Origin of the sequence: Bacillus sp. FSL R9-9492 (genome assembly GCF_038007365.1) — a bacterium.
GTDB lineage: Bacteria > Bacillota > Bacilli > Bacillales > Bacillaceae_G > Bacillus_A > Bacillus_A mycoides.
This window is the reverse complement of record NZ_JBBOXC010000001.1, coordinates 4598714-4624792: the sequence shown is the minus strand read 5'-3', so window position 1 is coordinate 4624792 and position 26079 is coordinate 4598714. Positions and strand designations below refer to the sequence as shown.

At 36.9% G+C, this 26079-nt stretch carries 21 protein-coding genes and 3 other annotated features; of the genes, 15 read left to right on the top strand and 6 right to left on the bottom strand.

Going from position 1 to position 26079, the window contains the following annotated elements; translation table 11 throughout:
• Positions 1 to 12 precede the first annotated feature (12 nt).
• Entirely contained in the window at positions 13 to 1806 is a 1794-nt protein-coding gene (locus tag MKY70_RS23720; RefSeq protein WP_107887380.1) for a DHA2 family efflux MFS transporter permease subunit, read from the top strand.
• A gap of 20 nt (positions 1807 to 1826) precedes the next feature.
• On the opposite strand, the gene MKY70_RS23715 is transcribed toward MKY70_RS23720, so the two are convergent.
• From MKY70_RS23715 to sspI, 5 genes are all read right to left on the bottom strand, one after another.
• Positions 1827 to 2183, bottom strand: coding sequence for a hypothetical protein (locus MKY70_RS23715; protein ID WP_016092408.1), 357 nt, complete (start codon positions 2181 to 2183; stop codon positions 1827 to 1829).
• Between the two features lie 24 nt (positions 2184 to 2207).
• Entirely contained in the window at positions 2208 to 2579 is a 372-nt protein-coding gene (locus MKY70_RS23710) for a hypothetical protein (RefSeq protein WP_060751313.1), read from the bottom strand.
• 142 nt (positions 2580 to 2721) lie between these two features.
• Complete coding sequence (locus MKY70_RS23705) at positions 2722 to 3435, bottom strand: CPBP family intramembrane glutamic endopeptidase (protein WP_341025834.1); 714 nt, start codon at positions 3433 to 3435, stop codon at positions 2722 to 2724.
• A 140-nt stretch (positions 3436 to 3575) separates the two neighbouring features.
• A complete protein-coding gene (locus tag MKY70_RS23700; RefSeq protein WP_002067431.1) occupies positions 3576 to 4133 on the bottom strand; it encodes an HD domain-containing protein in 558 nt (185 codons plus the stop codon).
• A 325-nt stretch (positions 4134 to 4458) separates the two neighbouring features.
• Complete coding sequence (gene sspI / locus MKY70_RS23690; RefSeq protein WP_088034070.1) at positions 4459 to 4668, bottom strand: small acid-soluble spore protein SspI; 210 nt, start codon at positions 4666 to 4668, stop codon at positions 4459 to 4461.
• 82 nt (positions 4669 to 4750) lie between these two features.
• Here sspI and MKY70_RS23685 point away from each other — a divergent pair, with 82 nt between their 5' ends.
• From MKY70_RS23685 to MKY70_RS23660, 6 genes are all read left to right on the top strand, one after another.
• Positions 4751 to 5548 (top strand): TrmH family RNA methyltransferase, encoded by a 798-nt coding sequence (locus MKY70_RS23685; RefSeq protein ID WP_002015458.1) that lies wholly within the window; start codon positions 4751 to 4753, stop codon positions 5546 to 5548.
• Between the two features lie 92 nt (positions 5549 to 5640).
• Positions 5641 to 5869 (top strand) — a binding site (T-box leader).
• 43 nt (positions 5870 to 5912) lie between these two features.
• On the top strand, positions 5913 to 6947 hold the full coding sequence (gene pheS, locus MKY70_RS23680) for a phenylalanine--tRNA ligase subunit alpha (RefSeq protein WP_002015457.1): 1035 nt from the start codon (positions 5913 to 5915) through the stop codon (positions 6945 to 6947).
• 18 nt (positions 6948 to 6965) lie between these two features.
• Positions 6966 to 9386 (top strand): phenylalanine--tRNA ligase subunit beta, encoded by a 2421-nt coding sequence (pheT, locus tag MKY70_RS23675; RefSeq protein WP_088034072.1) that lies wholly within the window; start codon positions 6966 to 6968, stop codon positions 9384 to 9386.
• A 235-nt stretch (positions 9387 to 9621) separates the two neighbouring features.
• Positions 9622 to 9873: a binding site (T-box leader), on the top strand.
• Positions 9874 to 9925: 52 nt separating this feature from the next.
• The gene (asnS, locus tag MKY70_RS23670; RefSeq protein WP_002034242.1) at positions 9926 to 11317 is read left to right on the top strand and encodes an asparagine--tRNA ligase; all 1392 of its coding nucleotides are present in this window, start codon (positions 9926 to 9928) and stop codon (positions 11315 to 11317) included.
• Positions 11318 to 11490: 173 nt separating this feature from the next.
• Complete coding sequence (locus MKY70_RS23665; RefSeq protein WP_113734132.1) at positions 11491 to 12393, top strand: SDR family oxidoreductase; 903 nt, start codon at positions 11491 to 11493, stop codon at positions 12391 to 12393.
• A gap of 82 nt (positions 12394 to 12475) precedes the next feature.
• Entirely contained in the window at positions 12476 to 12610 is a 135-nt protein-coding gene (locus MKY70_RS23660) for a YuzL family protein (protein WP_002112167.1), read from the top strand.
• Positions 12611 to 12826: 216 nt separating this feature from the next.
• On the opposite strand, the gene rnhC is transcribed toward MKY70_RS23660, so the two are convergent.
• Positions 12827 to 13765 (bottom strand): ribonuclease HIII, encoded by a 939-nt coding sequence (gene rnhC / locus MKY70_RS23655; RefSeq protein ID WP_044442280.1) that lies wholly within the window; start codon positions 13763 to 13765, stop codon positions 12827 to 12829.
• Positions 13766 to 13889: 124 nt separating this feature from the next.
• Between rnhC and zapA the strand changes: the two genes are divergently transcribed.
• From zapA to MKY70_RS23615, 8 genes are all read left to right on the top strand, one after another.
• The gene (gene zapA, locus MKY70_RS23650) at positions 13890 to 14159 is read left to right on the top strand and encodes a cell division protein ZapA (RefSeq protein ID WP_002112165.1); all 270 of its coding nucleotides are present in this window, start codon (positions 13890 to 13892) and stop codon (positions 14157 to 14159) included.
• Between the two features lies 1 nt (position 14160).
• On the top strand, positions 14161 to 14700 hold the full coding sequence (locus MKY70_RS23645; RefSeq protein WP_002129333.1) for a CvpA family protein: 540 nt from the start codon (positions 14161 to 14163) through the stop codon (positions 14698 to 14700).
• 55 nt (positions 14701 to 14755) lie between these two features.
• Positions 14756 to 16474 (top strand): DNA polymerase/3'-5' exonuclease PolX, encoded by a 1719-nt coding sequence (gene polX, locus MKY70_RS23640; RefSeq protein ID WP_002088901.1) that lies wholly within the window; start codon positions 14756 to 14758, stop codon positions 16472 to 16474.
• Positions 16475 to 16493: 19 nt separating this feature from the next.
• On the top strand, positions 16494 to 18854 hold the full coding sequence (locus MKY70_RS23635) for an endonuclease MutS2 (protein ID WP_341025831.1): 2361 nt from the start codon (positions 16494 to 16496) through the stop codon (positions 18852 to 18854).
• Positions 18855 to 19050: 196 nt separating this feature from the next.
• Positions 19051 to 19740, top strand: coding sequence for a 23S rRNA pseudouridine(2604) synthase RluF (locus tag MKY70_RS23630; protein WP_341025829.1), 690 nt, complete (start codon positions 19051 to 19053; stop codon positions 19738 to 19740).
• A 107-nt stretch (positions 19741 to 19847) separates the two neighbouring features.
• Positions 19848 to 20098: a binding site (T-box leader), on the top strand.
• A 113-nt stretch (positions 20099 to 20211) separates the two neighbouring features.
• Positions 20212 to 21537 carry a branched-chain amino acid transport system II carrier protein BrnQ6 gene (brnQ6, locus tag MKY70_RS23625; protein ID WP_044442284.1) on the top strand — a complete coding sequence of 442 codons (1326 nt, stop codon included), beginning with the start codon at positions 20212 to 20214 and terminating at the stop codon, positions 21535 to 21537.
• 459 nt (positions 21538 to 21996) lie between these two features.
• On the top strand, positions 21997 to 22704 hold the full coding sequence (isdC, locus tag MKY70_RS23620) for a heme uptake protein IsdC (protein WP_341025828.1): 708 nt from the start codon (positions 21997 to 21999) through the stop codon (positions 22702 to 22704).
• A gap of 19 nt (positions 22705 to 22723) precedes the next feature.
• Positions 22724 to 26050, top strand: a complete 3327-nt coding sequence (locus MKY70_RS23615; protein WP_341074614.1) for an NEAT domain-containing protein — start codon at positions 22724 to 22726, stop codon at positions 26048 to 26050.
• Positions 26051 to 26079: the final 29 nt, after the last annotated feature.

The window sequence follows — 26079 nt, the reverse complement described above, 5'->3', positions numbered from 1 at the left end:
GGGGGAGATGAGATGTCCTCAATTGCAATTGTAGGATATGCACTATTTTGTATAATCGTCTTCTTCCTTATAAATCGTCTTTTACGAAAGAAAAAAACGAATGTGGGAGAAGAACAAGTCCCAGCCGTAAGTAAGATAGAAGTAAGTCAAGCAGAAACAGTAGAGAAAGAACTTGAACAAAAACAAGAAACAGAAGCTTCTAACGTAGTGGAATTAGAAACAGGGAAGCAAGAGCAAGTAAAACAGGAAAAAGAAATGCTGAAGAGACAATTGCCGGTAGAGAATGTGAATGTAAAGGCAGTTGTAGCTGTATTAATTCTCGGTATGTTCGTTTCTATTTTAAACCAAACGATCATTAATGTTGCATTGCCTCCATTAATGAACGAATTTAACGTATCAACTTCAACAGCACAATGGTTAATTACAGGCTTCATGCTTGTAAACGGAATTTTAGTACCAATCAGTGCATTTTTAGTTTCACGGTTTACGTATCGTAAATTATTCATAGCAGCAATGTTATTCTTTACTGTAGGATCTATCATTTGTGCTACATCAGGAAACTTTACAATGATGATGACAGGCCGTGTTATTCAAGCGGTTGGTGCAGGTATTTTAATGCCAGTTGGTATGAATATCTTCATGACATTATTCCCGCCTAATAAACGCGGAGCAGCTATGGGGTTACTTGGGGTAGCTATGATTTTAGCACCAGCTATCGGACCAACTGTAACAGGTTGGGTAATTGAAAACTATAGCTGGAACTTAATGTTCTATGGGATGTTTGTTATCGGTTTAATTATTACGTTCTTATCTTTTAAATTCTTTACACTAGCTCAGCCAGTGTCTAAAACAAAGTTAGATGTATTCGGTGTTTTTAGTTCAAGTATTGGACTAGGTAGCTTACTGTACGGATTTAGTGAAGCTGGAAATAATGGCTGGACTAGTGCAGAAGTTGTTATAACACTTATCATCGGTGTCATTGGTTTAGCTGTATTTATTTGGAGAGAGTTAACAACAGACAATAAAATGCTTGATTTACAAGTGTTTAAATATCCGACGTTCACTTTCACATTAGTAATTAACGCGATTGTAACGATGGCCTTATTCGGAGGTATGTTATTACTTCCAGTATACTTGCAAAACATTCGCGGTTTTACACCGATGGAATCTGGTTTATTATTACTTCCAGGATCATTAATTATGGGGATCATGGGACCAGTTGCAGGTAAACTATTTGATAAGTATGGTATTCGTCCGTTAGCAATTGTCGGATTAGCCATTACAACATTTGCGACATATAAATTTACAACGTTATCGATGGATACACCGTATAGCGTTATTATGACGGATTATATTATACGCTCAATTGGTATGTCATTCATTATGATGCCAATTATGACAGCTGGTATGAATGCACTGCCGATGAAATTAATTTCTCACGGTACAGCAACGCAAAATACGTCAAGACAAGTAGCTGGTTCAATTGGAACAGCGATATTAATCACGCTTATGACGCAACAAACTACTGCTCACGTAGCGGATTACGGCAATATGTTAACAACGTCAAACCCGATTTTAGTTGATAAAGTACACGGTATGGGCCAAAGCTTAGCGGCATTAGCCGGATCAGCTCAAGCAGGAGATGCGATGAGTACACAACTATTATTCGGACAAATTTCAAAGCTATCTGCAATTAACGGTATTAACGATGCCTTCTTAATTGCAACTATATTAGCTGGTATTGCTTGGGTGTTATCGTTCTTCTTACCATCAGGCAATAAATCAAATAGAAAAGCAGGGAATTAAATTCCCTGCTTTTTTGTCTTTTAAAGAGTTAGATATAAAAAATGATAACCAGCTACGGAGCACAGCCCTGTTATAAACAAAATTGTTCCCATAGCACGAATGCTGGATATTTGTCTTCCACTTATAATAGCTAATAGTCCAGCTAAAGAGAAGAAACACCAATATAAAGTTCCTGAAATTGGAACCATCCCCTCTAAATCTATTCCAAAACCTATACAAATGATAGGAACAAAGATAAGCGATATGCTAATCAAACCAGCTATAATAGTAAGTGATTTACGATATTTAATGCCAGCAATAATTAAAAAAATGCCAACGATGAATTGGCATAACATCAAAGTAAGAGCCAAAACCATCCAAGTTAATATTCCAAACACTTCTGTATTACCTCCGATAAAATATTATATATAGAATGAATCCCCTACAGACATAAGTACCCAGAAAATAACCCCTAATATGCCAGCGATAAAAATAATGAATCCCATATTACGTATACTTTTAATCTTTGCCTGTAATCCATTTAATCCTGCCAATAATCCAGTTAAAGAAAACAGTATCCAATATAAAGTAGTTGAAATAGGGAGGATCGTATCGCTATTCACCCCCATGCCCCAAAAAACAAAAGGTAGTATGACAAAAGATAGGCTAAGTAGCCCCATTAAACCCACAAATAATTTAAGATGTTTAATGCTAGTAATAATTAAAAAAATACCACCGAAAAATCCGCATAAAACAAGAAGTGGCATATAAAAAATCCAAAGTAAGCTCGACATAAATAATCTCCTTCTATGGTGATGAGTTATATTTTACTACATGAGGTTTATTTTGGATATTATTAATAAATATGTATAAATTGATAGAAATGAGAAGTGATGATACGAATTAATAAAAGAGGTATCGCGATGAGACCTCTTTCTAACTCAAGAATGCTAACATATTATTCATAATATGAAATAACATAGCTGGAATAATGGATTTTGTTTTTTTACATAAAATAGCCATTAATAATCCCATGAAGAAAGTAATTACCATTACTCCAAGTGAGTATGTATGAGCGATACCGAAGAAGAAGCTTGTTAAAATGGCTGCAATCCAAAATGGAAAGCGTTCTGAGAAGAAGCGAAGTATAAAACCACGGAAAATAAGCTCTTCAAAAATTGGTGTGAGTATAGCGAAGCCGAGAAGTAATAATATTTGATACTGCTTAAAAACGTCTAAGTTAAGTGCGGAAGATTGCTGATTTGTTGCGTCTTGGAACACATAATTTAACAAGATGTAATTGAGTATAATGTTTATAGCGAAGAAAAGAAGTAAGTATACGTATGTACGCCATTCTTTAAGTGCTTTAAAGTTAAAAGATTTTAGCAGTAATTTTTTTGCGGGTTCAAATTTGAAAATGAAGAATAACAACACGGCTAGTTGTAATACGATACTTGCAGTATTTGCAATAGATTCATACAGGGCAATTTGTTTTTTATCTGTAAGACCGGCTGTATAAATTGTTAAGGGCATTGCGAGGAACACAGTAATAAGTCCGGTTCCGAAAAAAGCGAATAAAACGGAGCTAATAAATTGTCCCCATGACATAGAGTATTTCTGCTCATTAGAAAGTTGTGTAACGGGTTGCATTTGTAAAATCACCTCTTTATATTTGTATATTTAATTATAAAGTATTTTGTTTTCGGGTGTAATATTTAAATATTACATATAAAGGTGTATTTTTCGTGAAAATAATAAAAGAGGTATCACCCTATAGTGATGCCTCTTTCTCATTGATAACTATGTTCTGCCTTGTCATTCAATTTCTTTTGCTCTATTTGTAATTCACGCTCTACCAATCGGTCTAATTGCTGAATTGCTTTCAATGCTTTTTCATAAGAAATAGTTCTATAATGGTGTGCGCCACCTGGTTCTTCATCGGCTTCATCCGCCCACTTAATAACATTTTGTAGAGGTGTTCTTTCAAGTGTTTGTTCTAGTAGGAAAGAATCAGTGTGCAGAAGAATTGCAACAGAAATTTCTTTTGCTAGTTTAGGATGTTCTCCTAATCTAATAAGCAATTTATGAGATCTTTCTGCCCCTTTAATCGCATGTATATCATTCTTTTTATACAAGTCATAGTCCCATTCGCCGCCTGTGTACCACGTATGATGTCCGATATCATGAAGGAAGCCAGCCTTTGTCGCAGCATCGACTGAGGCGTGATGCTTTTTGGCTAAGTGAAACGCATGGTAAGCGACAGCAATCGCGTGGACCATTCCAGAACGGTTTACATATTTTTGTGTAATGTGATGTTTAAAAACTTGTTCAAGCGTAATACGTTGCATAAAACATTCACTCCTTTTATCCCGCTTTAACGGGCAGTAAGATTCCCACCTTAAAATTTAGCGAATACGAGGAAGTTAGGTGGGGAATCAACTGCCCGTAAAAGCCCGATTGGTTCAACTAATAATCAGTGTGGGGGGACCCCCACTGATTAAAGTTTCACTTTATCTAATGATGTACATGAAGAAAAATCGATCGGTTTAAATGTATTTTGAATATTGTACTCCATCGGGGTAGCGTTAGTAAAGTAGAAATGTTTAGGAGAAGAAAAATTTTATAGACATAAAAGGTCACCTTAGTTTTTTTTCTAAGGTGACCTTTTATTGCTTATTTTTTTAATCCTTGCTCCAGTGTTCCTAACATTTCGTGTTTTTCATTTTCATCAGCATTTTTCCAAATGACTTCGAATAAAACGCCAAGACCTGGAAGCATTTTTTCTTCACCGCTTTGAATTGCATCGACAATCGTTTCTTGTAATTGATCTTGTGAATTTCCAGATACATTCGCTAATACCGCGCCGCGTAAATTAAAATTCATTATCTTCACCTCTTCTTCAGAATTGAAACTGACGTTAGTTTTTGTTCTTTTTTATGTAAATATGTATGAAAAATAGGCTATAATGATAAGACAAGAAGAGAGGGAAATACATATTATGAAAAACATTGATTCAGTACAAAACCCGCGTGTGAAGCAGTGGAAAAAGCTGCAGACGAAAAAAGAGCGCGATAACAAAGCTTTATTTTTTGTAGAAGGATTTCATTTAGTAGAGGAAGCGTTAAAGGCAGGAGTTGTAACAGAACTTATCGTTTCAGATCAGACAGATCTTCCGAAAGATTGGACAGTTAATGATGTTGAAATGTATATTGTGCCTGAAGCAATTGTAAAAGTACTTCGCGAAACAGAAACAACGCAAGGTGTATTTGCTGTTTGTGAGAAACATGAGAAAGAAGTAGCTCTTACTGATGGGAAATTTCTTTTATTAGACGGCCTTCAAGACCCAGGTAATTTGGGAACGATTATTCGTACAGCGGATGCAGCGGGTATTCATGCCGTTGTGCTTGGAGAAGGGTGCGTTGATGTTTATAATAGTAAAGTACTACGATCTACACAAGGTTCTATTTTCCACTTACCGGTTGTGAAAGGGAACTTAGAAGAATGGGTAGACAAGTTAAAAGAAAATAACGTCCCTGTATATGGAACAGCTCTTGAAAATGGAGTTCCATTTGGTGAAGTAACCCCGGCTGGAAGTTTTGCATTAATTGTAGGGAATGAAGGAAGCGGCGTACGCCAAGAAATTCTTGCGAAAAGTGATCAAAACTTGTATATTCCGATTTACGGCGGGGCAGAATCATTAAATGTTGCGGTTGCAGCAGGGATTTTAACGTATTATTTACAAAGCCCAGTTGCGAATCGATAAAAAACTTCTTATAATAAGTTGAAGTGCATGTTCATAAAAAAGTGGTGAAATGAGTATCGAACTTTTTTGAACATATAATAAAAGTATATTAATGAAAAACGTTGATAGAGAAGAGTAGCTTACAAAATCGCCATATAGGGAGAGAGTGCCGTAGACTGAAAGCATTCTTATGGTAGATGGAAGTGAATTCACCTCTGGAGTTGGCGCCAGGACCATTTATATGTAAAGGCGTTCCGGTCAGAATTGATCGTTATAACTAATGAGTGGGCAGACTTGTTCTGTCAATTTAGGGTGGTACCGCGAATTTACCTCGTCCCTTTTTGGGAGCGGGGTTTTTTTATTTTTAAAATTAGGAGGGTTCCAAATGGAAGCACGTTTAAAAGAGCTAAAGCAAAAAGCGTTAGAGCTTATTGAAGAAGCGAAAGAGCTAAAGGGCTTAAACGACGTACGCGTAGCGTATTTAGGGAAAAAAGGTCCAATTACAGAAGTATTACGCGGCATGGGAAAATTATCAGCAGAAGAGCGTCCACGTATGGGAGCATTAGTAAATGAAGTACGTGAAGCGATTCAAACGCGTCTAGAAGACAAAATTGGTAACTTAGAAAAAGCAGTAATTGAGGCGAAATTAGCTACTGAAACAATTGATGTTACACTGCCAGGTCGTCCTGTTGAAACAGGTTGTCACCATCCGTTAACAGCAGTTGTTGAACAAATTGAAGATGTATTCATCGGTATGGGTTATGAAGTAGCTGAAGGAACAGAAGTAGAAAAAGACTACTACAACTTCGAAGCATTAAACTTACCGAAAGATCACCCAGCGCGTGATATGCAAGATACATTCTACATTACAGAAGAAACGTTACTACGTACACATACATCTTCTGTGCAAGCACGTACGATGGAAAAGAATAAAGAAAAAGGACCGATTAAAATTATTTGTCCTGGTAAAGTGTATCGCCGCGATGACGATGATGCAACGCATTCACACCAATTCATGCAAATTGAAGGTCTTGTAATTGATAAAAATATTCGCATGAGTGACTTAAAAGGTACACTGCAAGTATTCGTGAAAAAGATGTTCGGTGAAGATCGTGAAATCCGTCTTCGTCCAAGTTTCTTCCCATTCACAGAGCCGTCTGTAGAGATGGATATTTCTTGTATGATGTGTCACGGTAAAGGTTGTGGCACTTGTAAAGGGACTGGCTGGATCGAAATTTTAGGAGCAGGTATGGTTCACCCGAACGTACTTGAAATGGCTGGTTATGATTCAAAAGAATATCAAGGTTTCGCATTCGGTATGGGCGCAGAGCGTATCGCAATGTTGAAATACGGCGTAGATGACATTCGTCATTTCTATACAAATGATGTACGTTTCTTACAGCAGTTCAAACGAGCGTAAGGGAAGGAGAGGATAAATATGTTCGTATCATATCGTTGGTTACAAGAGTATGTAGATATTAAAGATGTAACAGCACAAGAACTAGCAGACAAAATCACGAAAAGTGGTATTGAAGTAGAAGGTGTTGAAGTATTAAATAAAGGTGTAAAAGGTGTTGTAGTTGGTCACGTATTAGAATGTGAAAAACACCCAGAAGCTGATAAATTAAGCAAATGCTTAATCGATATCGGTGAAGAAGAACCGGTTCAAATTATTTGTGGAGCTGCTAACATTGCAAAAGGTTTAAAAGTACCAGTTGCAAAAGTTGGCGCTGTACTTCCTGGTAACTTCAAAATTAAAAAAGCAAAACTACGCGGGGAAGCTTCTCACGGTATGGTTTGTGCTCTTCAAGAGCTTGGTATTGATGGGAAATTCGTTGCGAAAGAATATGCAGACGGTATCTTCATCTTCCCAAGTGATGCTGAAGTTGGTGCAGATGCACTTGAAATTTTAAATTTACATGATGAAGTACTTGAGCTTGGTTTAACACCAAACCGTGCAGATTGCTTAAACATGTTAGGTGTTGCATATGAAGTAGCTGCTATTTACGGCCGTGAAGTAAAACTTCCAGCTATCGACTTACAAGAAACAGCAGAAAAAACTTCTGATTACATTTCTGTAAGTGTAGAAGCGAAAGAAGAAAACCCATTATATATTGCAAAAATGGTGAAGAACGTAAAGATTGGTCCATCACCAATGTGGATGCAAACTCGTCTTATGGCAGCTGGCATTCGTCCAATTAGTAATGTAGTTGATATTACAAACTACATTTTAATGGAATACGGTCAACCGTTACATGCATTCGATTACGATAAATTAGGTTCAAAAGAAATCGTTGTTCGTCTTGCAAAAGAAGGCGAAAAGATTCAAACATTAGATGCTCAAGAACGTACGTTACAAAGCCACCACCTTGTTATTACAAACGGTGAAAAGGCGTTAGCTGTTGCTGGTGTAATGGGCGGAGCGGATTCTGAAGTTGATAACGAGACAGTAAACGTTCTAATTGAGTCTGCATACTTTGCAGGTCAAACAGTGCGTCGTACATCAAAAGACTTAGGTCTTCGTAGCGAATCAAGTGCACGTTTTGAAAAAGGAATCGACCCAACACGTACATTTGAAGCAATTCAACATGCAGCTGCTTTAATGGCAAAATACGCTGGTGGAGAAGCGCTTGAAGGTGTAGTAGAAGCTGATAACTTACAAGTACAAGAACGTACAGTATCTGTTACAGCTGAAAAAGTAAACCGTGTATTAGGTACAGATATTTCTGCGAGTGAAATGGGTACAATGTTCACAAACTTAAAATTCCCATTCACAGAAGTAGAAGGAACATTCCATGTAAATGTACCAGCACGTCGTCCTGACATTACAATTTCAGAAGACTTAGTAGAAGAAGTAGGTCGTCTGTATGGTTATGATCACATTCCAGTTACATTACCATCTGGAACAATGACACGTGGTAAATTAACATCAGCACAAACGAAACGTCGTAAAGTACGCCGCTTCCTAGAAGGTGCTGGTTTATATGAAGCAATCACATATTCATTAACAAGCGCTGACAAAGCGAAACAATATATGGTTGAGCCGAACGAAAAAGCTCCTGTAAATCTTGCGCTTCCAATGAGCGAAGAGCGTAGCCAACTTCGTTTAAGCTTAGTGCCACAATTGTTAGAAGCAGTTTCATACAATGTTGCGCGTAAAAACGACAGCGTTGCATTATATGAAGTAGGTTCTATCTTCTTACCAACAGAAGCAGGAGAACTTCCGAAAGAAGAACAACATCTTGCAGGTGTTATGACAGGTCTTGCTCTTCACCATGCATGGCAAGGTGAGAAGAAAGTTGTAGACTTCTTCGTTGTTAAAGGTGTATTAGAAGGATTATTCGACGTACTTGGCGTGGCAAATCAAATCACTTATGCACCAGCAAAACGTGAAGGTATGCACCCAGGCCGTACAGCTGACATCGTATTAGATGGTGAAGCAATCGGATTCATCGGTCAATTGCACCCGGAAACAGAAAAACAATTAGATGTGAAAAATACATTCGTATTCGAATTATCTCTTGCAAAAGTATTCGGTGCAGACGCTGAGGAAACTTACTACTCAGCAATTCCACGTTTCCCATCTATGACACGTGATATGGCTGTTGTAGTAACAACAGAAACAAAAGCTGGTGAAATGAAGCAAGTCATTGCTGAAGCTGGCGGAGAACTTCTGAAAGACGTAGCACTATTCGACTTATACGAAGGTGAAAAAATGGAAGAAGGCAAGAAATCACTTGCATTCTCTATGAACTACTTCGATGCAGAACGTACATTAACAGACGAAGAAGTAACAGAAGCGCATAACCGTGTATTAACAGCGGTAGAAGAGAAATTTGGTGCGGAGTTACGTAAGTAATAAAAAATTGCCGGATTAAGTCCGGCAATTTTTTTTATGGCACGATTGTCGGAAAATGTCGGTAAGTCGATATATTATAAAAATCGCCGATATATTTGGAGTTATGATCGATATATTATAAAAATCGCTGATATATTTGGAGTTACGGTCGATATATTGCGAAAATCGCTGATATATTTTCTGGCATCTTGCATCTTTCTCTCGAATGTAGTACATTAATTTTAGTTTAACAAAACGAAAGACGATGATAAGGAAAAGTAGTATATACTATAATCCAAAGCGAGTCAGGGACGGTGAGAGCCTGATGAGGCGGTATATGTGAAGAACACCTTGGAGTTGCTAACCGAAATTGAAACTTGTATTCAAGAGTAGACTTAGACGGGAATCCGGCCTGTTACAAACCGGGAAGTATGTATTACATACGAGTTAAAGTTGGTCTTTATGACAAATTGGGTGGTACCGCGAAGTTTAACCTTTCGTCCCTTTATGGATGAAAGGTTTTTTTGTATTTAAATATATGAGTAAAGGAGAATTTTATTATGGAAAACACATTAGTAAAAAGTCTGTATAGAGATACAGATAAATACGCAGATCAAACAGTACAAGTATCAGGTTGGATTCGTAACTTACGTGATTCAAAAGCATTTGGTTTCATCGAATTAAACGACGGTAGCTTCTTCAAAGGTGTTCAAATCGTTTTCGATACAGAATTAGAGAACTTCAAAGAAATTGCAAAGCTTCCACTTAGCTCTTCAGTTAAAGTAGAAGGTAAAGTAATTGCAACGCCTGGAGCGAAGCAACCATTTGAAATTAAAGCAGAAAAAATTGATATCGAGGGCTTATCAGATTCTGATTACCCACTTCAAAAGAAGCGTCATACGTTTGAATATTTACGTACAATCGCTCACTTACGTCCAAGAACAAATGCATTCTCTGCAACGTTCCGTGTGCGTTCTATCGCAGCATTTGCGATTCACCAGTTCTTCCAAGAGCGTGGATTCGTACATGTTCACACACCAATCATCACTGGTAGTGATACAGAAGGTGCAGGCGAAATGTTCCGCGTAACAACGCAAGATTTAAACAACGTACCTAAAGGTGAAGACGGACAAGTTGACGAATCAAAAGACTTCTTCGGTAAAGAAACAAACTTAACAGTAAGTGGACAGCTTAATGCTGAAGCTTATGCGTTAGCATTCCGTGATGTGTACACATTCGGTCCTACATTCCGTGCAGAAAACTCAAACACAACTCGCCACGCAGCTGAGTTCTGGATGGTTGAGCCTGAGATTGCATTCGCTGAGTTAGGCGATGTAATGGATCTTACAGAAGATATGCTGAAGTATGCAATGAAATACGTACTAGAGCATGCACCAGAAGAAATGGACTTCTTCAACAGCTTCGTTGATAAAACAGTTCTAGAGCGCATGAACAACGTAATCAACTCTGACTTCGGTCGCATCACTTATACAGAAGCAATTAAAGTACTTCAAGAATCAGGTGCTGAATTTAAATACCCAGTAGAATGGGGTATTGACTTACAAACAGAGCACGAAAGATACTTATCAGAAGAAATCTTCAAACGCCCTGTATTCGTAACTGACTATCCGAAAGACATTAAAGCATTCTACATGCGTATGAACGAAGATGGTAAAACAGTAGCTGCTACTGACCTTCTAGTTCCTGGCATCGGCGAATTAATCGGCGGAAGCCAACGTGAAGAAAGAATGGACGTTTTAGTAGACAGAATTAAAGAATTAGGTATGAACGAAGAGGACTACTGGTGGTACTTAGAACTTAGAAAATACGGCGGTACAAAACACGCTGGATTCGGTCTAGGTTTCGAACGCTTCCTAATGTACATCACTGGCATGGCTAACATCCGTGACGTAATTCCATTCCCAAGAACTCCAGGTTCTTCAGAGTTTTAAGATATAAAAAAGCGAGAGGATTTCCTCTCGCTTTTTTTATTGGAAAGGGTGTAACTACAAGCCGAATTTTATAAAGTATTTCACGATTGGAAAAGATGTTGTTCATAGTTCCCTTCCCACTTCATATATAAGTAAAACGAATGCGACATTTATAGGGAAGGGGTTTTTGTACAATGGGAGAAATTCCAAGTCATACAAAGTGGACATTGCGTGACAAGTACATAGTGATCACTGGTGCAACAAGTGGTATTGGATTAGCGGCAGCTAAGGTATTTGCAGAACGCGGTGCCAAACTAGGAATCATTGCACGTAACGAAGCAAAAGCGAATGATGTTATGACTCAAATTAAAAATGTAACGAATGGGAATGCAGTGGTAGATATATTTTTAGCTGATATGGCTTCCCAACAATCTATACGCCGGGTAGCTACTGATATTTTAGAAAGGTGTCCGAGAATAGATATATTAGTGAATAATGCTGGTGCTTTATTTCAAACAAGGCAGCTTACGAAGGACGGTTTGGAGATGACCTGGGCGGTAAACCATTTAGGTCCATTCTTACTCACTAATTTGTTGTTGGAGCGTTTAAAAGAAAGTGCTCCTGCTCGTGTCATTACCACTGCATCTCACGGTCACAAAATGGCTAAAAAGGGAATTGACTTCGGTGATCTAGATGCAGAACAACTTTATCGCGGTGTTAAGAAGTTCATGGGCGGTCCCACAATGCGTTATGCGCAAACAAAACTGGCTAACATTTTATTCACCTCTGAATTGGCACAGCGGTTGGAGGGAACGAGTGTTAGTGCCTATAGCTTTGATCCAGGGCTAGTGGATACGAATTTTAACCAGGACAATGGTCTGGTTGCTCGCTTAACTATGGCAGCAATGAAACCTTTCTCTCGTACACCCGAGGAAGGTGCTGAAACTCTAATATGGCTAGCAGAATCAACTGAATTTACTGATCATAGTGGTTATTACTATGCCGATAAGCAAATAGGAAAAATGTCTGAAGCTGCCTTGGATAAGGATGCCGCAAAACGTCTATGGGACATTAGTGAAAAACAGACAGGAGGATAAAAGAGTAGCCAGTATATGTTCAGATGGTTATGCTGAATAGTTTTTTACTCTTAAGTGAAAAGTAATCTTGGGGGTGATTGTAATGAGTAAGAAAGTGAAAACAGACCATTCTAGATCAAGCTTAGGTTCTCCGGAAGTGGAAGGACAAGGAACGACTACGCATGAAACGGGTTCTTATAAAGTACCTTCATCAAATAAGAAGCAGAAACGAAGTTAAACATAAAAAGGGAGTCATGGAGACTCTCTTTTTTTAGGTGAATAGTGAATATATATCGTCCTAAATTTAAATATATATCGATATAACGAAGAAGTGCGACAAAAATAGGAACGTGTGAGATTCTATTTATCCATTTTTCATTCATAAAAGGCGAAAAGAATTCAATTCTTTTCGCCTTGTTTAGTTCATCCATATCCTGTCGATACTAAAAAGTAGTTATTTTTTCAATAAGCGAAACGCCTTCTCTGTATTAGCAAAATGCACTTTCACAAACTCAGGTAGTCTTTCTTTACCGACTTTTTGAATTAATTTAGCAGCGGCAATATCAACTTGTTTACCAGCACCTTTCGGAAGTTGCATACCAGCTTTTTTGCTTAGTTCGTCAAATTGTTTTACGAATGAGTAACGAGCTAAAATGGAAGCGGCGGCTACTGCTAAATGGACACTTTCACCTTTTGTAGCGAAGTAAACATTTTCACGCTGTACCTGTTTTTGTTTTGCTAAATATTTATAGTATGTATCAGGCTGTGTAAATTGGTCGATTAAAATGCCTTCTGGTTTTGTAGGCGCGATTTTTGCCAATAAGTTTGTGATGGCTTTGTTATGCAGTAAAGCTTTTAGTTTACCTTGGTTGTTTCCTTTATCAAATAGCTCGTTATATTTTTCATTATGAAGAACGAGGGAGCTGTAAGGAACAACGTGAAGGAGTTGTTTTGCAATCTCAGCAATTTGAGCATCATTTAAGTTTTTGGAGTCTTTTACACCGAGTTCTTTTAAAAGTGGAATTTGCTTCGCATCCACATATACAGCAACAACTGTCATCGGTCCAAAGAAATCTCCAGTACCTACTTCATCGGACCCTAAAATCGACATTGTACCAATAGAAGAAGGTGGTGCATATTGATGCGAATTGGCCGATTTTTTTACAGCGGATTTTGGTGTTTGAGAGACAGTTTGCCAACGAGCAGCCTCTGCTTCGGCACGGCCCCCTTGGAACATTACTTTGCCTGATTTATATGCTGTAATCGTGCAAGATGGTACCTTTGCCATGAAGACACCGCCTTGCGGAATTTTCGGGCTAAGCGCTTGTTTGTATTGTTGTTTCATGTCTTCAATTGCACTAGAACTTGTCTGTATTACGATAGAATTTGACAAAATGGTCGCTCCTTTTTTAATATTGTTATTTTTATCATATCGGATTGTTCTTTCTGTTTCCATATTATGATGGTTCATGGTATGATAAACTTTAGGATTCTGTACGTGATTGGAGGCCGGTGAGTTGTCACAACAAAAGGGAAATAAAAGTCGAATTAATGTAGAAATATATGGTCAACAATATTCAGTTGTTGGCGATGAAAGTACAAGTCATATCCGCATGGTAGCAGCGATTGTGGATGATAAAATGCGCGAACTCAATGCCAAGAATCCTTCGCTTGATACGAGTAGACTAGCGGTATTGACGGCGGTAAACGTCATACACGATTACATAAAATTAAAAGAAGAACATGAGAAATTGAAAGAAAGTATGACACAAAAAGGAATTGAATAACATGATTGATATTATTATCATTTTATTGCTTGTTATGGGATTTTTCCTCGGTTTACGCAGAGGATTTATTTTGCAACTTGTAAAGTTAACAAGCTTTATTATCGCATACCTCGTTGCATACTGGTACTGTAAAGATTTAGCGCCAGCACTTGCAAAAATTATTCCGTATCCATTTGATAAGAATGTGTCTGTTCCAGAATGGATAGATGCGAATAATATTGAGGGTGTCTTCTATCAAGCAATTGCGTTTATTGTATTATTTATTATTACAAAAATCGCACTTTCACTACTTGGTAATTTACTGAATATGTTTGCAGAAATCCCAGTTTTAAAGCAAGTCAATGCGGTTGCTGGGGCACTTCTTGGCTTTTTAGAAGTGTATATCATTCTGTTTGTCTTAATTATTGTTGGAACAATTCTTCCAATTGAACAAATACAAACACCATTACAAAAATCATCAATTAGCAAAATAATTGTAGACGATACACCGATTCTTTCTGAAAAGGTGAAGGAACTATGGCAGACAGGTAGCAGAGTGTAACTTCTCTTTTTTCGGAAAGAGAAGTTTTTTTCTATGAAAGAAAGGCGGGGCAATGATGAAAGTGAATAAAAAACAAGTTATCAAATTACTAGAGACAATCGGCCTATTTATGGAACTAAAGGGCGCGAATCCATTTAAAATATCTGCATTCCGTAAAGCGGCGGCAGCACTAGAAAGTGATGACCGTAGTCTTTCTGAAATTGAAGATTTCACAAAGATTCCAGGTATCGGAAAAGGAACGGCAGCAGTTATTCAAGAATATATAGAATCGGGAACATCTGAAGTACTACAAGAACTTGAAAAAGAAGTACCAAGCAGTTTATTACCCCTATTAAAACTACCAGGCCTTGGTGGTAAGAAGGTGGCCAAGTTATACAAAGAACTTGGTGTTGTTGATATGGAAACGTTAAAAGCTGTTTGTGAAGAAAATAAAGTACAAGCTTTAGCTGGATTCGGTAAGAAAACAGAAGAGAAAATATTAGAAGCAATTGATCAAGTAGGCTCTCGTCCAGAGCGTTTACCAATTGCGATGGTATTGCCTATTGCCGGGGAAATAGAGGAGAAATTGTCGAATGTTGCTGAAATAATTCGTTTCTCACGCGCTGGTAGTTTACGCCGTGTTCGGGAGACAGTGAAGGACTTAGATTTCATCATTGCAACGACAGAGCCAGCAGTAGTGCGTGAACATTTACTACAATTTGATAATATGATTGAAGTGATTGCAAGTGGAGATACGAAAGTATCTGTTCGTCTTCAATATGAATATGATATTTCAATTGACTTCCGCTTAGTAAAACCAGAAGAATTTATTACAACTCTTCACCATTTCACCGGATCAAAAGACCATAACGTAAAAATGCGCCAAATTGCGAAAGATAGAGGCGAGAAAATTAGTGAATACGGTGTGGAAATCTTAGAGACAGGTGAAGTGAAAACATTCGAAACAGAAGAAGCATTCTTCGCCCACTTTGGCCTTCCATTCATCCCACCAGAAGTGCGTGAAGATGGAAAAGAAATTGAATTAATTAAAGAGTATCCGAACTTAATTCAGTTCTCTGATATACAGGGTGATTTACATATGCATACAACGTGGAGTGACGGTGCTTTTTCAATTGAAGAAATGGTACAAGCGTGCCGCGCTCGTGGATATAAATTTATGGCAATTACTGATCACTCGCAATACTTGAAAGTAGCGAACGGTTTAACGAAAGAGCGTCTTCGTGAACAAGCGAAAGAAATTGAACGTATGAATGAAAAGTATCCAGACATTACAATTTTGCGCGGGATTGAAATGGACATTTTACCAGATGCGACACTTGATTTTGACGATGAAGTATTAGCAGAACTAGATTATGTCATTGGAGCCATTCACTCTAGCTTCTCACAAGACCGTGAAACGATTATGAAGCGTCTTCGCACTGCACTTGAGAATAAGCATGTCACAATGATTGCCCATCCGACAGGACGTCTTCTTGGGCGCCGTGAGGGTTACGATGTAGATACAGATTTATTAATCCAGCTCGCAAAAGAAACAAATACAGTTTTAGAATTAAATGCAAATCCAAACCGTCTAGATTTAAGCGCGAAATTATTAAAACAAGCACAAGATGCTGGTGTAAAAGTAGCGATTAATACGGATGCCCATACACTTGAAATGTTAGAAGATATGGAAACAGGTGTAGCAGCAGCGCGTAAAGGTTGGATTCAAAAAGATAACGTGATTAACACATGGGATATTGAACGTTTATTAGACTATATTAAACGTAATAAGTAATACAGGGGGGACCTGCAACATGTTAGAACGAACGTTGCGTGTATTAGAATACAATAAAGTAAAAGAACAATTACTTGAACATACAGCATCTTCACTTGGTCGTGATAAAGTGAAGAATTTAGTGCCAAGCACAGATTTTGAAGAAATTGTGGAATTGCAAGAAACAACGGATGAGGCAGCGAAAGTCATCCGCTTAAAAGGACATGTACCACTTGGAGGGATTTCTGATATTCGTTCAAATATTAAGCGTGCGAAAATTGGAAGTATGTTAAGTCCGCATGAATTAATTGAAATCGCAAGTACGATGTACGGTAGTCGCCAAATGAAACGTTTCATTGACGATATGATTGACAACGGTGTTGAGCTTCCAATTTTAGAAACACATGTCGCGCAAATTGTGTCTTTATATGATTTAGAAAAGAAGATTACAAATTGTATTGGTGACGGCGGTGAAGTAGTCGATAGCGCAAGTGACAAATTGCGTGGTATTCGTAATCAAATTCGTACTGCGGAAAGCCGTATTCGTGAGAAATTAGAAAACATGACGCGTTCTTCAAACGCGCAAAAAATGTTATCAGATGCAATTGTAACGATTCGTAACGAACGCTACGTAATCCCGGTAAAACAAGAATACCGCGGCGTATATGGTGGTATTGTTCACGATCAATCTGCTTCTGGACAAACATTATTTATCGAACCGCAAGTAATCGTGGAATTAAATAACGCACTTCAAGAAGCACGTGTGAAAGAAAAACAAGAAGTAGAACGCATTTTAATGATGTTAACGGAAGAAGTAGCAGTGGAAGCTGATATTGTTTTATCAAACGTAGAAGTAGTTGCAAATCTTGATTTTATTTTTGCGAAAGCTCTTTATGCGAAGCGAATTAAAGCGACGAAGCCAATCGTAAATAATGAACGCTACATGGATTTAAAACAAGCACGTCATCCGCTTATTGATCCGGAAATTATCGTGCCAAATAACATTATGCTTGGTAAAGACTTTACAACAATTGTTATTACAGGACCGAATACAGGTGGTAAAACAGTTACACTGAAAACAGTCGGTATTTGTGTCTTAATGGCGCAATCTGGTCTTCATATTCCAGTAATGGATGAATCAGAGATATGTGTATTTAAAAACATCTTTGCTGATATCGGTGATGAGCAATCGATTGAACAAAATTTAAGTACATTCTCTTCTCATATGGTAAACATTGTAGATATTTTAGAAAAAGCTGATTTTGAAAGTTTAGTCCTATTTGATGAATTAGGTGCTGGGACAGATCCGCAAGAAGGGGCTGCACTAGCGATTTCTATTTTAGATGAAGTATGTAACCGTGGTGCTCGCGTTGTTGCAACGACGCATTACCCAGAATTAAAAGCATATGGATACAATCGTGAGCAAGTTATTAATGCGAGCGTTGAGTTCGATGTGAATACATTAAGCCCAACGTACAAATTATTAATCGGTGTACCAGGACGTAGTAACGCCTTTGAAATTTCGAAGCGTCTTGGTTTGTCTGATCGAGTTATTGATCGCGCTCGTAACCATATTAGTACAGATACGAACAAAATCGAAAATATGATTGCAAAGCTAGAAGAAAGCCAAAAAAATGCAGAGCGCGAACGAAAAGAAGCGGAAGAGCATCGTAAGCAATCTGAAAAACTTCATCGTGAATTACAACGTCAAATTATTGAATTTAACGATGAGCGCGATGAAAAATTATTAAAAGCGCAAAAAGAAGGGGAAGAAAAAGTCGAAGCTGCAAAGCAAGAAGCAGAAGGCATTATTCAAGAACTTCGTCAATTGCGTAAAGCACAGCTTATAAACGTGAAAGACCATGAGCTTATTGAAGCGAAGAGCCGTCTAGAAGGTGCGGCGCCAGAGCTTGTGAAGAAACAAAAAGTACATGTGAAAAATACAGCGCCGAAACAACAGTTACGATCAGGTGATGAAGTAAAAGTGTTAACGTTCGGTCAAAAAGGTCAATTGCTTGAAAAAGTAAGTGATACAGAGTGGAGCGTACAAATTGGTATTCTGAAGATGAAAGTGAAAGAATCCAATATGGAATACATTAATACACCGAAGCGAACTGAGAAAAAAGCAGTCGCAAGTGTGAAGGGTAGAGATTATCACGTGTCGTTAGAGCTAGACCTTCGCGGCGAACGTTATGAAGATGCAATGATGCGCGTTGAAAAATATTTAGACGATGCACAGCTTGCAAGCTATCCTCGTGTATCAATTATTCACGGTAAAGGAACAGGAGCGCTTCGCCAAGGTGTACAAGATTACTTGAAGAAACATCGCGGTGTGAAAACCTACCGCTACGGTGACATGGGCGAGGGAGGCCTAGGCGTAACAGTTGTCGAATTAAAATAGCAAACAACCAAACAAAAGGGGAAACCATTATATGTTTATGGACAAACTTGCAAAAGTATTGTTAGCTTGTTGCGGAATATTTTTGGTAATTGGGGTTATTTATTTAGTTGTTTTTGCGAAGTAAAGGAGCGTCAATCTTGGCATAATGATATTGCCATGGATTGACGCTTTTAATCTATAAGAAAAGGAACAAAACATGAAAATCAACCAATACATAAGCGAAGTAAAATCCTGCTCAAGACGTGAAACAGACCGTCTCATTAAAGCAGGACGTGCCTGTATTAACGGTGAAGTATGTACGCACGGTGCACTCGTTAATGAAGGTGATATTATAACGATTGATGGGCAAGTTATTGCAAAAGAAGAGAAAGAAAAGGTGTATATTGCCTTCCATAAACCAGTCGGAATTACTTGTACAGCAGCCGAACATATTGAAGGAAACATTATTGATTATATCGATTATCCAGAACGAATCTTTCCTGTTGGACGATTAGATAAAGCATCGGAAGGACTCATCTTATTAACGAATGACGGTGCGATTGCGAATCAAATTTTGCACGGTGATCATGAGCATGAGAAAGAATATGTTGTCACTGTTGATAAGCCGTTTACAGATTGGTTTATTGATGAGATGTCTGGTGGAGTGAAAATTAAAGATGGAATGACGAAGCCGTGTAAAGTAACGAGAGTCGATCAATCTACATTTCGCATCGTTTTAACGCAAGGAATGAACAGGCAAATTCGTAGAATGAGTCGTGCTTTCGGATTTACTGTAACAAAGCTAAAGCGAGTGCGCATTATGAATATAGAGCTAAATGAGCTTGAAGCTGGAAAATGGCGAGACATTACAGCTAAGGAATTAGAAATATTAATAGGGCAGTTATAGGGAGGAAAGTTTTCTCCCTATATTTTTTTGTCAGAAAAAATAAAACTATTGATTTTTTAAAAAATAGCCCATATAATAAAAAACAACAAGTTTCGACAAGATATTTTATAAAAGTAATGATGAGGACATGAGTTGTTTTTGACGATTCTCAGAGAGGGAAGCCTTAGGCTGTGAGCTTCCTAATACGGAAAGACAAACTTACCACCTCTAAACTTCAAGAGTGAACTGCAGATGCATTGTAATTCTTGGCGGATAAAACCGTTATCAATTTACACGAGCTATAAAATGAGCTTATTTCGTTATAAATTCATTTTATTAGAATAAGGGTGGAACCACGATTTCAACACTCGTCCCTTTGTTAGGGACGGGTGTTTTTTGCGTTCTTTTACGGGGAAGTATGCTTGAAAGAGGATATGTGACGGATTTTAATTCAGAATATTTTGTCAATAAAATAATTAGGAGGTAGTAGAAATGAAATCATCTTTAAAGTTTTCTGAGATGTTTGCAATAAGCTTAATGTTATTTGCACTGTTTTTCGGTGCCGGTAATATGATTTTTCCACCAGCGTTAGGGCAAGGTGCTGGAACAGATGTATGGATCGCGTTATTTGGCTTTATCGTAACAGGTGTAGGACTGCCTTTATTAGGAGTTATTGTTATAGCTCTAAAGGGAGATATTAATGAATTAGCAGGACGTGTACATCCTGTATTCGCGCTAATTTTCATTACTGCAATTTATTTATGTTTAGGCGTATTTGTTAGTGTACCACGTACAGGGACTGTTGCTTATGAAATGAGTGTTGCACCGTTTTTATCAAGTGAGATAGCTGGTCAATCCTATCCACTTGTTATCTTTACATTTATTTTCTTTGCAGTAACTTTCTATTTAGCATTAAACCCATCGAAATTAGTGGGGCGCATTGGTAAAGTGTTAACTCCAATTTTATTAGCTGTTATTGCAATTATTGTAGCGAAAGCAATTATGACTCCAATGGGAGAGTTTGGTGCCCCTACAGAAGCGTATAGTGCCCCGCTCTTTAAAGGTTTTATTGATGGATATTTAACTTTAGATGGATTAGCAGCACTTGTTTTCGGAAATGTTGTGATCAATGCTTTAAAAGCAAAAGGCATTACAAATAAGAACAGTATTGCGAAAGTAACAATCTTTGCAGGATTTATTGCAGCACTTGGCTTACTTCTTGTTTATTTAGCACTTGCTTACCTTGGAGCTTCAAGTGTTTCACTTGGAATGGGAGCAAACGGTGGAATTATTTTAACAAACGTCGTGAATCATTTATTTGGTAGCTACGGAACATTATTACTAGGTATCGCAATTACAGCAGCATGCTTAACAACTTCTGTCGGTATTGTAGCAGCTTGTGGAGAATATTTTTCTTCGTTATTACCAAAGCTTTCTTATCAAAAAGTCATTTTCATTTTCTCTGTATTAGCATTTATGGTAGCAAATCTTGGTTTAACTCAGTTAAACGCATTAGCATTGCCGATTTTAATTGCAATTTACCCAATTGGTATTGTACTGATCGTATTATCGCTTGTTGAAAACTATATTCGTCTTCCATTAGCTATGTATGTAGGCGGTATTGTAGGCGCATTTGCAATTAGCTTCTTTGATGGATTGCATAATGCAAATCTTCAAGTAGCGGCCCTTGCTCCTATTTTAGATAAAATTCCATTATATAGTGTAGGGATTGGTTGGCTAGTTCCGGGTATCATTGGAATTGCAATTGGATATGTAGTTTCTTTATTTCAAAAGCAAGAAATTGCTGTAGAAAAATAAGGGAAAGAGGCTTTCTTTAAAAGAAAGCCTCTTTTTTTGTAGAAAAATTATATATAGAAGAATTCAAATATTAAAAATTTTATACGTAATATAGTTGACAAAAAAATTACCAGTAGGCTAAGATTGACTTAGTTGTGGAAATATTGGAAGGGAAGAGGTTTTCTATGACTATATCATTTTTGTAAGAAGAGGTGATAGAACGATAGAATTAGGCGGTTTATTTTTTTGAAATTCGTTGAGAATGATAATCAATAAAATGATGAAAGAGTTTTATGTTTATTCTTATAGGAAAAATTGGTGGGATTATTTTTTTGTCTATCAATGAGAATGATAATCAACATATTTCTAACTACATAGTGTTACTCGTTATTAAATAGAGATAGAAAGATTATTTTTTTTCTTATACATTGAGAATAATTATCGTTTTCAAAAAAGAAAAACAAGGAGGCAGTAAGGTAAATGAGAAAGTTTTCGGTATTACCCGCTTTTATTATGACATTCGTATGTATGCTAGCTTTTCTCGTAGTGCCATTCGGACAAGTTTCGGCAAATGTAGCTGACGGTACTTACGATATTAACTATGTCATACAAAAAGCAGAAAATGATTCAGCTTCAATGGCAAATGATTATTTTGAAAAACCAGCTAAGTTAATTGTAAAAAATGGTGAGATGAGAGTACAAATTCCTATGAATCATAGTGCTTGGATTACAGAATTTAAAGCACCAGAGAACGGGAACTTTGTTGATGCAAAAGTTGTTAGTAAAGATGAATCTGCAGATAAAAGAACTGTAGAGTTTAAAATAGACGACTTATCTAAACCAGCAGCTGTAAAAATTCATGTTGTTGTACCGAACGTAAATTATGACCATAACTACACAATTCGCTTTGCGTTTGATGCAAATGTAAAAGCAGTAGGTGGAGATAATAAGGCAACTGCTGCAACAAAAAATGAAGATCAAACTCAAAAAAATACACAAGTAAAAGAAGAAGTGAAGAAAGAAGAGAGCAAAGAAATAAACAAAGATGTAAATAAAGGAACAAATGAAAATGGGAAAGCTGAAAAAACAGATAACCCAAAAACAAGTGATGAAGCACGTATCGGATTATTTGCAGCATTACTTCTTATTTCAGGTGTTTTCTTAATTCGTAAAGTACGTCAAAACTAAATAAAGGAGCGGTATTCTATTGAATAAATATCTTAAAATTGTTGTTGCGATGTTTTTAATGGTATTTACATTCGCATCAACATTACAACCCCTTGCAGTTCAAGCTGCTAGTCAACTAGCTGACGGTGAATATTCAATCGGTTTCAAAGTTCTTAAAGACACATCAGATGAAGAATCCATGATGAATCAATACTCTGTAAGTCCAGGAACTTTAAAAGTGAAGAATGGGAAAAAGAAAGTATCCTTTACGTTAGAACATAGTTCATGGATTACAAAGTTTGAAACGGAAAAAAGTGGTCAGTTTGTTGCGACAAATGTAATTAGTGAAGATCAAGAAAAAGATACAAGAGTCGTAGAATTTGATGTGGACGATGTAGAGAAGGTATTAAATGCGAAAGTAAAAGTAGACATTGATTTTTTAAATTATCATCATGACTATGATGTGCGTATTGCATTTGATCAAAATAGTATTACACCGATTCATGTAGAACAACCAAATGAAAAAGAGGACCCAGCTAATAAGCCAGATCCAAATGAAAATCCGGATCCGAGTCAGAAGCCCGACCAAAAGCCTGACCCAGATCAACAACCAAATTCTAACACAATTAAAGATGGAGAGTACAGCATTCCATTTAAAGTGTTAAAAGATCAAACAGATGAAGAATCTAAGATGAATACTTACATGGTAAATCCAGGGGTATTAAAAGTAGAAAACGGTAAGAAAAAAGCAATTGTAACGTTAAAAAATAGCTCATTAATTAAAAATTTCCAAACGGAAAAAGATGGCGCATTTGCTGATGCAAAAGTAGTGAGTGAAGATAAAGAAAAAGATACAAGAGTAGTAGAATTTGAAGTAGACGATTTATCTAAAAAACTAAATACAAAAGTATTTATTGAAGTGGCATCACAAGGTTACAAGCAAACACATAATGTACAACTTTTATTTGAACAAGATAAACTTGAACAAATTAAAAATGAAGAGAAACAACCGGAAGTAGAAAAACCAGATACTGAAACAATTAAAGATGGTGAGTACAGCGTTCCGTTTAAAGTGTTAAAAGATCAAACAGATGAAGAATCTAAGATGAATACTTACATGGTAAATCCAGGGGTATTAAAAGTAGAAAATGGTAAGAAAAAAGCAATTGTAACACTAAAAAGTAGCTCATTAATTAAAAATTTCCAAACGGAAAAAGATGGTGCGTTTGTTGATGCAAAAGTAGTGAGTGAAGATAAAGAAAAAGATACAAGAGTAGTAGAGTTTGAAGTAAACGATTTATCTAAAAAACTAAATACAAAAGTATTTATCGAAATGGCATCAAGAAACTATAAGCAAACACATGATGTGCAACTTTTATTTGAACAAGATAAGCTTGAACAAATTAAAAATGAAGAGAAACCAGAAGTAGAGAAACCAGAAGTAGAGAAACCAGAAGTAGAGAAACCAGAAGTAGAGAAACCAGAAGTAGAGAAACCAGAAGTAGAGAAACCAGAAGTAGAGAAACCAGAAGTAGAGAAACCAGAAGTAGAGAAACCAGAAGTAGAGAAACCAGAAGTAGAGAAACCAGAAGTAGAGAAACCAGAAGTAGAGAAACCAGAAGTAGAGAAACCAGAAGTAGAGAAACCGGAAGTAGAAAAACCAGATGGAAACAAAAATCCAGATGCTGAAACAATTAAAGATGGTGAATACAGTATCAATTTCAAAGCTTTAAAAGATCAAACAGAAGAAATTTCAATGATGAACACGTATACAAAGAGTCCAGGCGTGTTAAAAGTGAAAGATGGTAAAAAATATGTATCATTCACATTAACGAATAGTGCATGGATTACAAAGTTTGAATTTGAGAAAAATGGTTCGTTTGTTGATGCGAGTGTATTGAGTGAAGATACGAAAGCTGATACGCGTGTAGTGGAAGTGGAAGTAGCAGATTTATCGAAAAAATTAAACGCAAAAGTAAAAGTCGACATCGATTCAATGAATTATCATCATTTCTATGATATTCAATTTGCATTTGATAAAGATAGCATTAAACCGTTAGATAACCAAGGCGGAAACGACAACCAAGGCGGAAACGACAACCAAGGTGGAAACAACAACCAAGGTGGAAACAACAACCAAGGCGGAAACGACAACCAAGGTGGAAACAACAACCAAGGTGGAAACGACAACCAAGGCAATAATACAACAATTGATCCAAACGCTCTTAAAGACGGTGAATACAGCATTGGCTTTAAAGTATTAAAAGATCAAACAGATGAAATATCAATGATGAATACATACACAAAAAGCCCAGGTGTATTGAAAGTAAAAGATGGTAAGAAATATGTATCGTTTACATTAACAAATAGTACATGGATTACAAAGTTTGATTTTGAGAAGAATGGCTCGTTCGTTAATGCAAAAGTATTAAGTGAAAATAAAGAGCAAAATACAAGAGTAGTAGAAGTAGAAGTAAATGATTTGTCTAAAAAATTAAATGCAAAAGTAAAAGTAGATATTGATTCAATGAATTATCACCATTTCTACGATGTTCAATTTGTATTTGATCAAGATAGTATCAAAGCTTTAGGGAACCAAAGTGGAAACGATAACCAAGGCGGAAACGACAACCAAGGCGGAAGTGATAACCAAGGCGGAAACGATAACCAAGGCGGAAATGACAATCAAGGTGGAAATAATACACCGAAAGTAATAGTTGATCCGAAAAATTTAGTGGATGGTCAATATGATATTACATTTAAAGTGTTAAAAAACAAAACAGAAGAACTTTCAAAGATGCATGACTATACTGTAAATCCAGCAAAATTAATCGTTAAAGATGGTAAAAAGTACATTGAGATGACGCTGAAAAATAGTGCGTGGATTACGAAATTCCAAACAGAAAACAATAGTCTTTTTGCTGATGCAAAAGTAGTAAGTGAAGATAAAAATGCAAATACGCGAGTAGTACAATTTGAAGTAGAAGATTTATTTAAAAAATTAAATGCAAAAGTGAAAGTAGACATTGATGAGATGAACTACCACCACTTCTACGATGTACAAATTCAATTTGATACAAATAATATTGGTGCGTTAGGGACTATTAAAGAGGATCCAAAAAAAGATCCGAAAAATGATCCGAACAATCCAGTGATTACACCGAAAGTAGATAATGTAAAAAAAGTAGATAATCCTGATTTTAACCGAAATGCAGATGATAAGAAGAAAAAAGAAGATCAAAAAAATGATTCGAAAAAAGAGAAAAACTCAAAAACGGCAGATACAGCACAACTAGGTTTATACATGGTGCTACTGCTTGGTTCACTTGCTTTACTAGTTCGAAAATATAGAGCAGGTAGATTGTAATTTTTGGAGTCTTGATGCATGTTTGCATG